The 16,957-nt window shown below is 37.1% G+C and carries 15 protein-coding genes; 2 read left to right on the plus strand and 13 right to left on the minus strand.

The features are described 5' to 3' along the window. Positions 1-4: 4 nt before the first annotated feature. Positions 5-1,177, plus strand: a complete 1,173-nt coding sequence (locus JNG87_RS17175; RefSeq protein WP_202839884.1) for a DUF2062 domain-containing protein — start codon at positions 5-7, stop codon at positions 1,175-1,177. 51 nt (positions 1,178-1,228) lie between these two features. On the opposite strand, the gene JNG87_RS17180 is transcribed toward JNG87_RS17175, so the two are convergent. The 9 genes from JNG87_RS17180 to hutH all read right to left on the minus strand — a co-directional run bounded on the left by JNG87_RS17180 (position 1,229) and on the right by hutH (position 11,150). Beyond that, positions 1,229-2,482, minus strand: a complete 1,254-nt coding sequence (locus JNG87_RS17180) for a DUF3887 domain-containing protein (RefSeq protein WP_202839886.1) — start codon at positions 2,480-2,482, stop codon at positions 1,229-1,231. A gap of 6 nt (positions 2,483-2,488) precedes the next feature. Next, the gene (locus tag JNG87_RS17185) at positions 2,489-2,854 is read right to left on the minus strand and encodes a hypothetical protein (protein ID WP_202839888.1); all 366 of its coding nucleotides are present in this window, start codon (positions 2,852-2,854) and stop codon (positions 2,489-2,491) included. After that, entirely contained in the window at positions 2,851-4,539 is a 1,689-nt protein-coding gene (locus JNG87_RS17190) for a C45 family autoproteolytic acyltransferase/hydolase (RefSeq protein ID WP_202839890.1), read from the minus strand. The genes JNG87_RS17185 and JNG87_RS17190 overlap by 4 nt, the downstream gene beginning before the upstream one ends. Position 4,540: 1 nt before the next feature. Further along, entirely contained in the window at positions 4,541-6,067 is a 1,527-nt protein-coding gene (locus JNG87_RS17195) for a phytoene desaturase family protein (protein ID WP_202839892.1), read from the minus strand. Between the two features lie 159 nt (positions 6,068-6,226). Further along, entirely contained in the window at positions 6,227-7,111 is an 885-nt protein-coding gene (locus JNG87_RS17200) for a lipid A biosynthesis acyltransferase (RefSeq protein ID WP_202839893.1), read from the minus strand. 119 nt (positions 7,112-7,230) lie between these two features. After that, positions 7,231-7,485 carry an acyl carrier protein gene (locus JNG87_RS17205; RefSeq protein WP_202839895.1) on the minus strand — a complete coding sequence of 85 codons (255 nt, stop codon included), beginning with the start codon at positions 7,483-7,485 and terminating at the stop codon, positions 7,231-7,233. A gap of 4 nt (positions 7,486-7,489) precedes the next feature. After that, entirely contained in the window at positions 7,490-8,710 is a 1,221-nt protein-coding gene (locus JNG87_RS17210; RefSeq protein ID WP_202839897.1) for a beta-ketoacyl-[acyl-carrier-protein] synthase family protein, read from the minus strand. A 106-nt stretch (positions 8,711-8,816) separates the two neighbouring features. Then, positions 8,817-9,548, minus strand: coding sequence for a 3-oxoacyl-ACP reductase FabG (gene fabG / locus JNG87_RS17215; protein ID WP_202839899.1), 732 nt, complete (start codon positions 9,546-9,548; stop codon positions 8,817-8,819). A gap of 81 nt (positions 9,549-9,629) precedes the next feature. Further along, a complete protein-coding gene (gene hutH / locus JNG87_RS17220; RefSeq protein ID WP_202839901.1) occupies positions 9,630-11,150 on the minus strand; it encodes a histidine ammonia-lyase in 1,521 nt (506 codons plus the stop codon). Between the two features lie 98 nt (positions 11,151-11,248). On the opposite strand from hutH, the gene JNG87_RS17225 reads away from it, so the two are divergent. Continuing rightward, complete coding sequence (locus JNG87_RS17225; protein ID WP_202839903.1) at positions 11,249-12,505, plus strand: NAD(P)/FAD-dependent oxidoreductase; 1,257 nt, start codon at positions 11,249-11,251, stop codon at positions 12,503-12,505. Positions 12,506-12,539: 34 nt separating this feature from the next. Here the strand turns inward: JNG87_RS17225 and JNG87_RS17230 are convergent, their stop codons facing one another. The 4 genes from JNG87_RS17230 to JNG87_RS17245 all read right to left on the minus strand — a co-directional run bounded on the left by JNG87_RS17230 (position 12,540) and on the right by JNG87_RS17245 (position 16,952). After that, complete coding sequence (locus tag JNG87_RS17230; protein ID WP_202839905.1) at positions 12,540-13,145, minus strand: hypothetical protein; 606 nt, start codon at positions 13,143-13,145, stop codon at positions 12,540-12,542. A gap of 103 nt (positions 13,146-13,248) precedes the next feature. Continuing rightward, the gene (locus tag JNG87_RS17235; protein WP_202839907.1) at positions 13,249-13,734 is read right to left on the minus strand and encodes a hypothetical protein; all 486 of its coding nucleotides are present in this window, start codon (positions 13,732-13,734) and stop codon (positions 13,249-13,251) included. Positions 13,735-13,894: 160 nt separating this feature from the next. Next, positions 13,895-15,187, minus strand: coding sequence for a phenylacetate--CoA ligase family protein (locus tag JNG87_RS17240; protein WP_202839909.1), 1,293 nt, complete (start codon positions 15,185-15,187; stop codon positions 13,895-13,897). A 76-nt stretch (positions 15,188-15,263) separates the two neighbouring features. Continuing rightward, the gene (locus JNG87_RS17245; protein WP_202839910.1) at positions 15,264-16,952 is read right to left on the minus strand and encodes a M23 family metallopeptidase; all 1,689 of its coding nucleotides are present in this window, start codon (positions 16,950-16,952) and stop codon (positions 15,264-15,266) included. Between the last annotated feature and the right edge of the window lie 5 nt (positions 16,953-16,957).

Below are 16,957 nucleotides of genomic sequence, written 5' to 3' on the forward strand. Positions count from 1 at the left end.
AAAAATGCTGCTTGCTGAAGTACAGGACGCCATTTCTGAAAAGAAGATATGCGTTTTAATCCCTACCTACAATAATGAAAAAACCCTGAAGAGGGTTATTGACGGTGTTCTCAACTACACCGGAAGTATTATTGTGGTTGATGATGGTTCTACAGATTCCACGCCTCAGATCCTTGCTCAATATCCTCAGATCACTGTAATTTCCTTACCGGAGAATAAAGGGAAAGGAAACGGCCTAAAAACAGGTTTCAGAGCAGCAAAGAAATCAGGATATGATTACGCCATCACCATTGATTCGGATGGGCAGCATTATCCGGATGATATTCCGGTATTTGTAGAAGCTCTTCTTCAGGAAAAAGAAGACGTTCTTCTGATCGGAAACAGAAATATGTCTCAGGATGGCATTCCTAAGAAAAGCAGTTTCGGAAACCGTTTTTCCAATTTCTGGTTTTGGTTTGAAACCGGTATCAGGCTGGAAGATACACAGTCCGGCTACAGACTTTATCCTTTGCATAAAATTCCAAAGAAATATTTTACCCCTAAGTTTGAATTTGAAATTGAAATCATTGTAAGAACTGCCTGGCGACATGTTCCGGTAAAAAATGTTCCGATCAAAGTTTTGTATGATCCGGCAGAGCGGGTTTCGCATTTCAGACCTTTCAAAGATTTTACAAGAATCAGTATTCTGAACACCATACTGGTAACGATTACTCTACTTTATATTATTCCGAGAAATTTCGTGAATAATTTCAAAAAAAAAAGCTTTAAAAGATTCATCCAGGAAGATGTCTTAGAAAGTGACGGAAGTAACCGAACAAAAGCATTTTCCATAGCTTTGGGAGTGTTTATAGGACTTTCTCCTTTCTGGGGATTCCAGACTCTTCTGGTGATCAGTTTATCTGTACTTTTTAAGCTTAATAAAGTCCTTGCATTTGTAGCCTCCAATGTGAGCCTTCCTCCTTTTATCCCTTTTATTATTGCCGCTTCTCTGTTTCTGGGAGCTCCCTTTGTAAGTGGAAACAGCGATATTCTAAGTCAGGATTTAAATTTCGAACTGATCAAGAACAATCTTCTGCAATATGTGATTGGCAGCTTTATCTTAAGCACAACACTTTCGGTCATTGCAGGAATAACCTCTTTTCTGTTTCTGAATAAGGTAAGCCCGGAAAACAATTAAAAAAGCCCGGAACAAAGTTCCAGGCTCATTATAGCAATAATCTTATTGTATTTATTTCAGAATAAAATCTGTAATGTCTTTCAAAAACTGTTCATCCACTTTTCCTTTTATTTCATAATCTTTTGGAGATGGTTTTCCGGAACCTTCAATAAATAAGTGACTTAATGCAGGATAAAATTTAAAAACAGCTGTTTTATCATTTTTCAATGTTTCTTTCCAAAGATTAAAATCTTTTTCAGTCACCTGATAATCTCTTCCTCCCTGTGCGAAAAACATCGGAGCTTTGATTTTTTTAACTTCGTTAAGCTGATTATAATCCTTCAAATACTTCCAATATGCGGCAGACTGGCCCAAAGGAAGCTCTGATGCAGGAGAATGTAAGTTAAATTGGGATGAGTTTAAAAAAGCAACCTGCTTTTTAATTTCCTGAACAGCTTCGACTGTAACTTTAGCCGGATCCATCGTATGAAGATATTCATATTGCTCAACAAGAAGATCCTGCAGCGCTCTTGCATTCCCAGCCATAAAAACATATTTTGAAACCTGTGCCTTTTCTGCAATTTTTGGAATCATATACGCTCCCTGGCTATGACCCAGAATAACGATCTCATATCCTTTATAATCAGAACTGTTTTTAAAATAAAGAGCTGCGTTTACGGCATCATTGACGGTCTCTTCTTCTACAGTAGACTTTTCAGTGAATGCTTCAGGGGAAGAATATGTTCTTTTATCATATCGATAGGAAGCAATTCCGTTGTTTAAAAGATATTCTGCAATGTCTTTAAACGGCTTGTTTTCTCCAATAGTTTCATCTCTGTCATGAGGTCCGGAGCCGTGAACGAAAATAACCAACCTCTTTTTATTGTTGGAAGGTGGAATTAATAATGTTCCGTTCAGCTCAATAGCATCACTTTTTATTTTCAATGTGGTTTTCTCATCTCTTTTTTCAAATATTTTGTGAGGAACCAGGAAGAAACCCAGCAATTTATTATTCTCACTGAAAGTAAGCTGAATATCCAGTTTTTCCTTTTCAAATTCAGAATAGTAATAATAGGTGTTTCCTTCGTTATTTACTTCAAGGATCTTTTTCAATCCTCCAATCTGGCCCAGGAGCTGTTGCGGAATCGCTTTGAGCTGTTCCACCGGAATTTGTCCCGCTACGGAAGAATCAAAATAAGAATGTGCTTTTTCTATATTTTGATCAACCAGCAGAGCTTTAATGAAAATATTTCCAATCTCTTTTCTATCCTGAGAAAAAGCTGGCAGAAAATATACGATAAAGAATAAGGTTAAAAGTTTTTTCATAATTAATTATTTAAAAACCACATCAGAAAATGAAAGTGGCGTCATCATGATGGTAACAAATATCGAAATAATAACCAAAGCGAGCTGGGTGATATGATATGTTTTTTCCCTTTCCTCTTCCTTCATTTCAAAGGTAAATTTTATTTTATCAGGTCTTCTGATAATCAACCAGATAAACACAAGAACAGCCAGATTCATCAGTATGGGAAACACAAGAAATATTTTACTCCCATAGCTGTCTTTCATACTTCCGTAACCGTGAATAATGATGGTTTCAGGTATTGAGCTGTACACGGTGCACAAATACACAGAATAACAGATGATAATAACAAAAGGAATACAGAACAGCAGTTTTATATATTTGGGGATCATTTCAGTTTCTTTAAAGTTTTCTTCAGGTATTTTTCTACATTCTTTCTATCCGGAACCGTCGTAATTACTTTAGTCAGCGCTTTTTCAAACTCCATTTTTGCCTTTGAATATTCTTTTTTGCTAAAATAGTATTTTCCGGATTGATAATAGATCAGCCAGAAATCGGGGTTCATAGCCTGATAGGAATGAATAACATCATCCGTCAGCAGTGTATTTTTATTGCCAGCAGCCTCACTGATTTCTTTCCCGTACATTTTAGACAACTCATAGTTTTGAAATTCTTCAGAATCCGCAAATGGATCTCTTGGAATATTTAAACCTGATTTTGAAAGGTCATCAGGCTGCAATCCTTTGTCTGAAAAGATTTTGTTCAGATCATAGCAAACAAATTCTCCCAGCTGATACGGATTGGAAGAAACCCAAACCAGTTTTTTCTGTGGCGAAAATATAACAGCATGGTGAGCTAGCAGCTGATTGAGTGCTTTTTCATTACCGTAACCGATGCTTTCATCTTTTAAACCGGATCTGTTCCTTAAAATGGAAGCCATCTTTTCCGGTGTTATTTTCTTTTCTTCCTGCAAAAGCTCCTGAAGCCTTTCATAACGGTATTCAGAATGGCTTTCCTCAATATGTTTCTGATTTCTTTTGTCATCTTTATAAGCTTCCGACTGAAAATGATTGGTACAAAGAACTCTGCTGGTATTCTGCACGCTATATACACCGAAATTCTTAGGCGAAACTTCAATGATTACCGCATTTTTGTCTGCAGCGCTTCCCACCAGAATAGATTCCGAAACAAATACTTTTCTTTTTTTAGCAATCGCAATGGCTTCTTCTATATTTTTAGCATACTGCAGAATTTCTCTTGTAACAAGGGAAATCGGGGTTTTGGCTGTTAAAGGAATTTTTGATTTCCCCGCATTAATGGTTACTGTAATTCCTTCCTTATTCATTCCTGAAACCACACCAATCATTCCCGGCCAGCTTACCGACATGTAAGGAATTCCTTCATCTGGCTGAACAAATTCTACCAGCTTGTTCCTTGAAAAATCATCGCCTACATAAAAATCAAAATTTCTTCCGATCAGCAAATCCCCATCTTCGGTGTTTTCGTTCCATACGGCAAGAGAAGTACAGCCCACCATGGCCAGATCCTGCATCGCATGTCCTATATCATGAGCTCCGTGCAGATAAAGGCTTCTTAAATATTTGGGAGCAATAAAATCATACTGATCCGAGGAATATTGTGACAAACCATATAATTCTGCCTGATAATCTTCTCTTACATTGAGGTACATTTTTCTGTTATACCATTTTAAAAAGCCCCTTAATATCCTTTGTCTGAATTTTGAAGGGACAAAACTTTCCACTTTTGAAAAGAAAATGCTTTCCTGCTTCTGCATTAGGCTTTGTGTCAATGCTCCATTATTATATCCTAATTGTAAAGGATTTCCTTTAATATAAAGTTCCCAGAGCTGTTGTTTATTTTTGGTAAGATAATTCTGATTATAGCTGAAAGTGCTGTCGTTGATTCTGGTAATTTTTGGAACCTCCAGAGCATATTGTTTTACCTCAGGAATATGCCGGATAGATTTTGATATTCCGCAGGATATGAAGAAAAAACAAAGAGTGAGATAAAGAAAGGTTCTTTGAACGGATGTATAAATGGTTTTAGTTTTTTTCACTTTAGTTTTTATTAATCATTTGTGTCAACCGCATGTCTATCGTTTCTTTTCCAATAATCTCGGCACAGGTATTAAAGGCTCCGATCGTAACACCTAAGATGCCATGCATATTCACGGATTGTCCCGTCAAAAAAAGATTGTCAATTTTCGTACGTGGGGAAACCATTGTTTTAAGAGGGTTCTCTGAACTTTTCATATATCCGTACATATTTCCTTCAAAATTACCAATATAGTCCCTGTAAGACAAGGGAGAAGAAGTATAGAGTGTTTTAACAGCGTGTCTTATATTGGGAATCTTCTTTTCCAGGGCATCAAGCATTTTCTCAGTCTTTTCAAGCTTAAACCTTTCATAAGTTTCTCCTCTTTCATGCTCATCCGCAACTGTATTGAATGTATTTTCCCATTCTTTAACCTCATCAAAATCCATATAAGAAATCGCGGTAAGACTTTCTGCAAATTCAGGATGATGTTTTGAAGGGGTAGATGAAAGCATATAAGTTTCCGGCCACGACTCTTTTTGGTATTGGGATGCATTCCAGACCTGATCTTCCGATGAATAGTGGTATCTGTTGTAATTGAAATTCGGAAGACTGTGAGGTTTTAAAACCAGATAAATACTAAAACACGAAGAAACAGGCTTCCAGCTTAAAACCCTGTTCAGAAAGGATTTTTTCAGTCTTTCCTCGCCTATCAGTTTGATGGTGGAGCGTATTTCTATATTTGATATAAATTGTTTTGCCTCGTATTCTTTTCCTGCTTTCGTCTTTACAGAAGTCAGTGTATTATTTTCATTAAAAACAAATTCTGAAACTTCCGAGTGCTTGTGTACTTCGGCTCCATATTCCCGGAGTTTTCTGATTAAAAGTTTAGAAATCTGACTTCCTCCTTTCACACATTTGTAAGCACTTTGAATGTAAGAATTTACCGTCAGAGCATGTACATAAAAGGGAACATTCTCCGAGTCTCCGGCATATAAAAAGTTGGAACCCAGTAAAACTGACTGCAATTTTTTATTCTGGGTAACAGACTCAATGAATCTTTTAGTATTGAGGTGCAGGATTTCTTCGTTGTAACTGTCCTTTCCTACTACATGATATCTTGGAAACTGGCTGCATACATATTGAATTTCTTCACAGTAGTTTTCAAGGTTTTCTTTTTCTTCGGGGAAATATTTTGAAAGCTGTTCAACAAAATTCTGATAGCCCTGTGCATGAGGATATTCTATTTCATCATCACCGAAACTGATTCTGTCATAGCCATCTTCATCCATCAACTGAAGTTCAAGGTCATCCATGATTTCCAGATAGGAAAAAAACTGATTCAGGTTTTGCCCTTTGGATAAACCTCCCAGATAGTGGACTCCTGTATCGAAAATAAGCTTATTCCTTGAAAAAGTCTGAAGATTTCCGCCATATTGGTTATTTTTCTCGAGAACACATACTTTCAGACCTTCTTTCGCCAAAATAAGAGCCGAAACAAGACCTCCCAATCCACTGCCGATTACAAGTATGTCGTATGCTTTCTTCAAAAGAGAATGTGCTTTTAATAATTAAGAAACAGGGAATTTAAGATATTTAAAGTTTACTTTGGTAAAGTAAGCATAGAAATTTTATGGGTTCTCTTAAATCTCGGTAAATCTTAATGGTTTTTTAGTTTTTATTCGTTTTTCGGGATAAAAATAGAAAAATTAATCAACATCATCCCAAAAATCAAAATAATTAAACCATTGAAGCGGGTATTTTTTCACCATGGTTTCAAGATTCTGAACATAAGACTGTAAAAGTCCCTGTGAATCACGGTTTTTGATATTCTGTGCCACTCTTGCGTACAGATGGTAATGAAGATTATTCTCCTTCATCACATAGACATATACTACGGGAACGCCTAACCTTGAGGCGATCAAAAACGGGCCGGCCGGAAATTTTGCACTTTTACCCAGCAGTTCTGTTTCCAGATATTTGGAACCTTCAAAATAACGGTCTCCGGTAAAGCAGATGAGTTCATTATTAGACAAAGCCTGATTGATCTCAAAGATATGAGACATGTCCTCCTTCACGTAAATAAACTTAATATTACTCTTTTTTACCGCAACACTTTCCAGATATTCCTTGATCACGGTCACTTCCTGATCTGTGGTTACCAGATTGATCTGGCAGTCGAAGTCGATATCTGCAAAAAAGTGTTCTGCAATTTCAAAATTACCGATATGGGCACTGATGAGCACACCTCCTTTTTTAGCAGCTAAAAGATTTCTGAGGTTTTCAATACCGTCAAATTCATAGGTATATTTTTCTCTGAGTCCTGCTGAAATAGCTGTTTTATCAATCAGAACTTTTCCGAAGGTAAAATAGCTTTTAAAGATGGAAGCTTTGGATTTCCAGTATCCATAGTTCAATCTTTTCTGAAAATAATAAAGAATGTATTGATTGCTTTTCTTCTGAAACAGGGAATAATAAGCGGCTACAAAATACAGCACCCCATATGAACTTCTGATCCCGATATTTCTAATACACCAGACAAATATTCTGTATCCGAGTACTGTTCCTTTAGATTTACCTTTCCACTTGTTCATATCTAGAATTTAATATAACAGAGAGCCAATGTAATAATACCTTTTTGAAGTGTCCGTTACCGGATCACTGTGATATTGTTACATTGGCACATTTTATAGAATAAAGATTGACTCAATAACTACACGTTTTTTTCAGCAATCTTATGTTCAATCGTTGTATAGAAATCATCAAATGTCACCATTTTTTTGAAATCTGCTTCTCCTAATTTCACGCCGAAATTGGATTCGATCACGACTACCATGTCGATATAATCTAAGCTGTCTAAGCCCAGTGTATTTTTAAGGTTGGCATCGTTACTGATTTCGTCTCCGTCTACCTCGAATTCGTTGACAAGAAAATCATTAACAATAGCAACAATTTTTTCCCTTTCCATGTTTTTAATCAAATTTTTTAACTATTAGTGCAGAATTGGTTCCCCCAAACCCAAAAGAATTCGACAAAAATACATCAATTTTTTGATTTTTTGTTTTTGCAACTAAATTTATCTTTTGTGCTTCATTATCAGGGTTTTCCAGATTGATATTGGGAGCAACAAAATCGTTCTGCATCATCAGAATGGAGTAGATAACTTCACTTGCACCTGCCATCCAGCACTCGTGTCCGGTCATAGATTTGGTAGAACTTACCGGAACTTCACTGCCGAAAATCTCATAAATGGCTTTCGCTTCGTTCGCATCACCAATTGGAGTAGAAGTTGCGTGAGCATTGATATAATCGATGTCTGAAGCTTTTAATCCTGACTGTTTTAAGGCTCTGTCCATTGCCAAAGCCGGCCCATCTACATTAGGAGTTGAAATATGACCTCCGTTGGAAGAAAAACCATATCCGATAATTTCAGCAATAATCGGAGCGCCTCTTCTTTGGGCAGATTCCAAACTTTCAACAATCAGACTGGCTGCTCCGCCACTTGGAATCAATCCGTCTCTTTCTGCATCGAAAGGTCTTGATGCTTTTGCAGGCTCATCTTCTCTGGCTGAGAACACTCCCAATCCGTCAAAGCTCGCCATGGAATATTTGTTGGTTTCCTGAGCTCCGCCGCAGATAATCATATCCTGGAAACCATTTTTAATCATCATATAAGCCAGCCCTAAAGAATGAGAACCGCTTGCACATGCTGCACTGATGGTAAGATTAATCCCTTTCAGCTTAAAAATCGTTGAAAGGTTCATCGTTACTGTTGAGTTCATTGATTTGAAAATCGCTCCCGATCCCATCAATGTTGTATCTTTCTTTTCCCTTGCAATATCGATAGATTCTACGACTGCCTGGGAAACACTGTCATTTCCGTACAAGATCCCCACTTCATGAGCCTCTAAGAATTCTTCATCCAGATTCGCCTGTTTTAAAGCATCCAGGGTAGCAAGATAAGCATATTCGCTTTCTTCTCCCATACTGATACGCTGGCGTCTGTTTAAAAGATTTTTAAGATCAGGCTTCGGAACTACTCCTGTGAGGCCAGACCTGAAACCAAATTCTTTTCTGTCCTGATCTAAAACAATACCGGATTTTCCTTGATATAGGGATTCCCTGACCTCTTCTAAAGACGTCCCGATGCAGGAATAAATTCCCATTCCGGTAATTACAACCCTATTTTCCATTTGTTTATATTGAATTTAACAATGTATCAGTCTAGTAATGTAACAATCTTTTCATTGATATCAATCAACATTGGTACACCGGTACATTGGTATATTGTTAGATTATTTATGAGTAAATTCCTCCGTTAATATTAATCACTTCACCTGTTATGTAGGAAGATTTTTTAGATGCTAAAAATGCGACAAGATCTGCCACTTCTTCTGCTTCTCCGAATCTGTTGGCAGGAATCATTGCTTTAAGCTCATCTTCATTAAACTCCTGGGTCATATCCGTTTTGATGAAACCCGGCGCAACTGCATTTACCGTAACATTTCTTTTGGCAACTTCCTGAGCAAGAGCCTTTGTAGCTCCTACCAAAGCTCCTTTCGCAGCGGAATAATTCGTCTGGCCGGCTGTTCCTTTTACTCCGGATACAGAAACCATATTGATGATTCTTCCGTATTTGTTACGAAGAAGCTTTTGAATAAAGAAATTGGTCACATTGAAGAAACCATCAAGACTTGTATTGATCACATTATTCCAGTCTTCTTTCTGCATCCACATAAAAAGGCCGTCTCTTGTGATTCCGGCATTATTGACAATCACTTCCACCACTGCATCAGGGTTTTTCTCCTGCCACTCCGTTAAAACAGCTTGTGTTTCTTCGGTGTTTCCTACATCAAATTTAAGAATTTCTCCGGTAGAACCCAATTCTTCCACTTTAGCCAATGTTTCTTTGGCTGCCGTTTCATTTGAAGCGTAGTTGATAAGGATGTGATAGTTTTTCTCTTCTGCCAGTTTTATACAGATTGCCCTCCCGATTCCTCTGGAGCCACCTGTTACAATTGCACATTTCATGCGTTAGTGTTTATATCGTTTTTAGTTTTTTAAGTTGATGCTGGAAGCCTTTTTTAAAAGACAATTGATGGCAACCAGTAGTTACATTCCTTTCAGGTATTTCTTTACTTCCTCCAGATACGGATACATGACCATATCGTCTGAGAAAGCAGGAATAATTTTTCTGATATCATCATACAGTTCTTTTGTAGAGGATGAAACCTTATCCTGGAATCCAAGATATTCCACAGCCTGAATAATGGTAATCGCTTCAATCGCCAATACTTCAAAAGCATTTTCAATGACTTTTCTGCAAATTACCGCAGCGTTTGTTCCCATACTAACGATATCCTGATTATCGTTATTGTTTGGAATACTGTGAACATACATAGAATTTGACAGCATCTGGCTTTCTGCCGTAGTAGAAGTTGCCGTAAACTGTACTCCCTGCATCCCGAAATTGAAACCTAATTTACCTAAATTGACAAAAGGAGGCAAAATTTCATTGATTTTCGCATTCAGAAGGTAGTTTAACTGTCTTTCTGCAAGCATGGTCAGTTTTGTCACCACGATTTTAAGCTTGTCCATTTCCAGAGAAATATAATCTCCATGGAAGTTTCCTCCATGGTAAACATGCTGGTCTTCAACATTGATAATCGGATTATCATTCGCTGAATTAATCTCATTTTCAAGAACTTTCTCTGTATATTCCAATGTATCCAATACCGGACCTAAAATCTGAGGAACACATCGTAAAGAATAATATTCCTGAACTTTTTCCTTGAATACTTTTTCCTGCTCTTCAAAATGAGTATAAAGATGCTCTTCTCTTTTTCTGATCAACTTACTGTCTGCCAGGTGAGCACGCATTCTTTCTGCCACTTTCTGTTGACCGTAGTGTTTCTTAGTTCCGTTCAAGGCTTCTGACAAATGATCATCATAAGCCTGTACAATCTCATTGATCGCACAGGAAAGCCTAAGGGAAATATCAGTAAGCTGATTCGCTTTATAAGCATTCACAATACCAATTCCTGACATTACGGAAGTTCCGTTCATTAAAGCAAGTCCTTCACGGATCTCTACTTTGATCGGTTCTAAGCCTTCTGTTTCAAAAACTTCTTTGGTAGATTTTCTTTCTCCATTGTAAAAAACTTCTCCTTCTCCAATCAATACCAAAGCCAGGTGAGCCAGCTGAACAAGGTCTCCGCTTGCTCCTACGCCTCCATGTTCAAAGATCAATGGGGTAATATCTCTGTTGATCAGCTCCTGAAGCAGATAAATAACAGACTGGTGCACTCCTGAATTCCCTAAAGATAAGGTATTCAATCTTGCCAGCATACACGCTTTTACTTCTTCCGCAGGTAAAGGATTTCCAATTCCTGAAGAATGGCTTCTGATCAGGTTATACTGAAGCTGGTGGGTGTCTTCATCACTGATTTTAAACTGAGCCATGGGCCCAAAACCGGTGTTCACACCATATATTACTTTATTTTTTGAAAACTCTTTTAAAAACTGAAAACTTTTATCCACTCTTGATAAAAGTGATTCATCCAGTTCTATTTTTTCATTCTCAATGATAATTTTTTGAAAGTCTTTCAGTTCTAAAAAGTTATTTATTTTCATCAATTAAAAGTAATAGTTGATAATTTTGTAAAATATTAATTATTTGTCACTAATTTTGCGGCAAAGATAAAAGTTATTATTAAAATAAAAAATCAAAGATGAGCAAAGAATTTGTTGACGTTCTTGTAATCGGAGCCGGACCCTCCGGATGCGTGTCTTCTTCGTACCTGAAGAACAATAACGTCAGCGTAAAAGTAGTTGAAAAAACAAAATTCCCCAGACTCGTAGTTGGAGAAAGCTTAATTCCAAGGGTAATGGACCACTTTGAGGAGGCCGGACTTTTCCCTGCATTAGACAAAATGGGCTTTGAAAAAAAGCTTGGGGCTCGTTTCCTTCGTGGTGAGGAAGTCTGCATTTTTGATTTCAGCAACAAATTCGGGGAAGGCTGGGACTGGACCTGGCAGGTTCCAAGAGCTGATTTTGATAATACACTTGCTCAGGAAGTCATTAACAAAGGAATTGATCTTGAGTTTGAAACTGAAGTGATAGATATCAAATTTGACGGGACAGATTCTATAACTACGGTAAGAAACAAGGATGGAGAAACAAAAGAGATCCACGCTAAGTTTGTTATCGATTCCAGCGGATACGGAAGAGTACTGCCTCGCCTGCTTGATCTTGAAAAACCTTCAAAATTATCACCTCACTCTGCGATTTTCTCTCATGTAAATGATATCAACAGAGAACCGGGAGAAGAAGGAACTTTAATTTCTTTTGACATCATTGAAACTGAAGTATGGCTTTGGGTAATTCCTTTTTCCAACGGAAACACAAGTTTAGGAATTGTAGGGCCTACTGAATATATCGACAAATTGTCTGAAAACGGAGATACAATGGAAGCTTTAAGAAAAGCGATTTCTCTTTCTGAATATTATGTAAAACGTTTTGGAAACGTAGATTTCCTTTTTGAACCTAAACATCTGAAAGATTATTCCTGTTCGGTTAAAAGTTTATTTGGAGACGGATTTGCCTTAACAGGAAATGCCTCTGAATTCCTTGATCCGGTATTTTCTTCCGGAATGGCTTTTGCCACAGAATCCGGAATGCTGGCCGCAAAACTGGCGCTAAGACAATTAAACGGAGAAAAAATCGACTGGCAAAGGGAATACACAGACTACATTTTATACGGAGTGGATGTTTTCACCACCTATGTAAAAGAATGGTATACCGGAAATCTGCAGGAGCTATTCTTCCATCAGCCAGAAAATCCGGATGTAAAGAAAAAGATCTGTGCTGTTTTAGCAGGCTATGTCTGGAATAAAGACAATCCTTTTGTGAGAAAGCACGATACGGTAATTAAAAACCTTGCGAACCTGATCAAGCTGGAAAAACAGGAGCAGCAAAATCAAGCATAATAAAAACGGTCTGAAAAATTCAGACCGTTTTTGTTTATTTTATAACTTCTTTGATTTCCTTTCCCAATTTTTTTCCGGTAACTTCATAGGCTGCAGCTATTCTTCCGTATTCCCATGCAAATTCTTTATTCATTTGCTTGCCTCCTATTTTATCTGCTTGTAATCTCATCACTACTTTCGAAGGATCATCAGTTTCCACAAACTTCATATCTGCTGTTAATTTTGCTTCCTGAGAACCTATCATTCCGCCATACCAGCCGGCATAAATCCATTTTGCATCAATAATCAGCGTGTATTTTGTCTTTGCATCCTTTTTGAAAACTACTTTTTTGGATTTCCCATTTATGCCTTTAAGGAAATAGTCCAAATACTCAGAATTTTTAAACTGTCCCCACTGATAAATCCAGTTTTTCCATACAGCTTCGCTTTTTTTGGCTGTAATATCCGCTTTCCTGTTTTCCAGGTATTGAGCTTCCGTCATGTTCTTCTCCTGATAGGCTGCATTATCAAACACCAACTGAACATTCACTTCGTTTTGATCTTTTAAAAAATCAAAATTTCCGGACTCAACTTTAATTTGATTTTGGGCAAAAGCTACCACTCCAATTGCCATGAACAGCAATAACAATAATTTTCTCATATTTTTTAAATTAGTTTTTATTTAAGCGCCCAAAGATATTTACTTTTATTGATAAGTAACCGTAAAAAAACAGCCTGAAAGTTCAGACCGTTTTTGTACAAAATTATTTCAATTTATCTTCTTTTTTTATCTTAGCATCTTCTGCCATCATTTTTGTATGATCTTCTGTCATTTTTGTATGCTCCATTATCAGTTCTTCATCCTCTTTCATCATTTGATCATGATCAGCTTTCAATTGATTGATGTCAAAATTTTCAGTTGCATGCTTTCTCTCCAATTCATCATGCTTTTTTATAATTTCAGAATGCCTGGAAAGCAGGTCTGCATGCTGCTGCAGAATATTCTTATGCAAAGCTTCAATTTTGTTATGCTCACTGGTAGCAGGTTCATTCTGCAGGTGATGAATACTGGTAAAAGCAGCATGTTCTTTTTCCATTACCGAATGAGCTGTTTCTAATTTGCTATGATCAGATTTCAATTTAGCATGTGCTGCCGAGAGTTCTTTTTCAAGTTCATTACCTTGTTTTTTACATGATACGAATGCAAGGCCTATAGTTAAGCCAGCCATCAGAATTAATTTTTTTTCCATTTTTTTATGTTTAATTCCCGTAAAATTACTCAATAAGACTCTAAATAACGGATTTTCGTAAAAAAGACATTTTATTGATCTAGTAAGAAAAAATCCGGCTAATTTAAGCCGGAATAAGTGTAAAATAAAAAGAATAATATTAATTTTTAAGAAAAGCAGATCAACGTAAATCAATAAAATTAATCGGTTTTCTGCTGTTTGGATTAAAAACTGCTTTAGAAAGAATATCAAAGTCTATGATTTCAATTTTAGGACTTACTCTCAGTTTTGCACGGAAGTGGTCTCTTACTTCATTGACAAACCCTTCATGATCTGCTTCTGTACTCAGTTTAATGATAATCTCATCAAGTCCGATTTCGTTGGCCTGAATCACAATCTGGTAGCATAAGATATTATTAAAATCATTCAAAATATCATTCATGGCAGGAGGATACAATGTTGTTCCCTTATATTTGATCATCTGCTGCTTTCTTCCTACAACAGGTCCTAATCTCATTGTATTTCTTCCGCACTGACATGGTTCATAATGGGCTTTTACAAGATCTCCGGTTTTAAACCTCAACAAAGGAATGGCCTCCACTCCCAAAGTCGTAATCGTAAGTTCTCCGCTTTCTCCTTCTTTCACAGGATTGCCATCGTCATCCAGAATTTCTGTAATAATCAGTTCCGGATGGTGATGTCCTCCGATCTGGAATTCACATTCTGTAAAGGCAGTACTCATTTCCGTAGAGGCATAGGTGGAAAAGAGTTTGATGTCCCATTTTTCTTTGATTTTCTGTGAAAGAATATTATCTGTAAAATCCTGATTTTTGATACTTTCTCCAATACAAACAGCACCGTAAACACCGGAATTTTTATAATCCAATCCATGTTTTTCCGCATAATCAATCATTTTCAACAGAAAAGAAGGAACAGTGATCAGATATCTGGGTTTGTATCTGAAGATAGAATCCCATTGCAGTTCAGGAATTCCCGGTCCCATTCTTACTACGCTGGCACCCATTTTCCGTAAGCCCAAAAAGTAGGCAAGTCCAGCCATAAATCTTTTATCTATGGTGGTGATCATCTGCACAACATCTCCTTTCTGAATTCCTGCACATGCGAAAGATATCGCTTCATTGTATGCAAGCCTTTCCAGATCACTGTCGGACAATCCGAAAGTCACCGGATCTCCCAATGTTCCGGAAGTGGTGCTGTAATCCACAATTTTATCCGGTGTTATGCAGAAAAAATCATGATTATACTGCTGGAGATCATTCTTTGTGGTGGTAGGAATCTTCTGAAGATCTTCCAAAGTACGAATATCCTCTATAGTAATATTATTTTCTTTGAACAGTTTCTGATAAAACGGCGAATGAGCTTCAAGATAAGCCAAAAGCTCATGAAGTTTTTCTTCCTGAAATATTTTGATTTCCTGAATCCCTGCTTTCTCGATTGACGGATGAAATTCCAATGATTTTAATTTTTTAAAAGGCAAATTTATCTAATTAAAATTAAAAGATTTAAAGATTCAAGTATTAAAAGATGAATTATCTCCTAAACGTAAAAGTTTGTGTATTGGTATTCCCGGCAGTATTGATAGTTGTTACTTTTAAACTATGAGAACCACTTCCTTTCGGGCATTTTTCATCAAAAATGTAGACAAAATTATCTTTTACTCTTGCAAACCTCAGCCATTTACCATCCAGTTCGGCACGAAATGATACAATATCACCCACTTTCGTTGTTCCCTTTAAAAGTAATGAACTGCTATTAACCAACGCTCCTTCTGCCCAGCCTGATGAAACGGATGGAAGATTATTGTCAATCACTAATTTCGCCGTACCCAATCTGTTGAATTTCCCTTCTGCCCAGTCACCATTCCATTTTACCTTGACAACGGTTTTATCACTGCCATAATCAAGGAGGATAACAGCTTTGTCTTTTTCTGTATTGGTTAATTTTCTTTTCGGTTTTATCTTTAAAGTATATTCATCCTGAACGGGAATGTATGGACTATGCAAAACAATGGTATTTGAAACAGCATCCGGATCTGTATCCGGTTTTTCATAGGCATTGAAATTTATGGCATCATACATGGCATTTTTACTGAAAGCAATCTCTGTATTTTCTGTGGTAATGGTTTTCGCTTCATTAGCCATTATTGTTTTTCCCGTAGAAGATATTTTATCTGAAGTTTTACTTAACTGAACTTTTGTTGTTAAGCGGCTTGTATTTCCTTTGACGTCTTTCAGAACAATCTCAATGGTATGAACATTTTCATCCTGAAGTTTGATAATCCCACTTAAGTTTGGAAGACTATAATTCTGAAGATGCATTCCTGGTAAATCGGACAGGTGCTGAATTCCCATTTTATCCCTGATGAATTTGGTATAGTCTATACAGCCGTTGATATACCGGGTATCATCATAATGAATTTTATCAATTTTAAAACTATAAATCAGCTTACCGTCCATCAAGAATTCTGTCTGATAAATACCAAGATTAAATCCTTTATTGGCTTTATCTACAGCTTTAATGGCAAAACTTATCTCCGGAGAACTCACCTGAACAAGATTAGCCGTATAAGCATTTCCAGCTTTTTTTACGGCAATACTATTTGCACCGGGTTCATAAGTACTGAAACGTCTGTCATACCAATACAATCCGCTAATAATCGGGGCAATATTGTCAGGAATGGCAAACCCAAAAAGTAACGGATTTAAGCATTCCTCTGTTTTGGTATCTCTTATTTCAAAGTGCAGATGCGGACCCGCCGAACCTCCGGTATTTCCACTCAAAGCAATCTGTTGTCCTTTCTCCACAGGAAACTGTCCGGGCTGAAAAGTAATATCCTGTTCCCACTTTTCGTCTTTATATTGTTTTTCCTTTACGTATTCATCCAGTTTACTGAAGTATTTATTCAGGTGGGCATATACCGTGGTATAGCCGTTGGGATGAGTGATGTACACTGCATTTCCAAATCCGTACCGTTCTACTTTTATTCTGCTCACATAACCTTCTGCGGCTGCAAGAACCGGAAGATTTTCCTGGCTGTTGGTTCTCAGATCCAGTCCCATGTGAAAGTGGTTGGTCCGCACAGCACCAAAATTGGCAGCGAGCTGCATGGGAATGTTTAATGGATTTCTGAAATAATTTTGAGGATAATTATTTTGAGCTTGTACAATGCCTGTGTTGATAAAACAAACAAAAAGTATCAGGTAATAAAAGATTTTCATACAGC

The organism is Chryseobacterium cucumeris (genome assembly GCF_016775705.1).
Lineage (GTDB): Bacteria > Bacteroidota > Bacteroidia > Flavobacteriales > Weeksellaceae > Chryseobacterium > Chryseobacterium cupriresistens.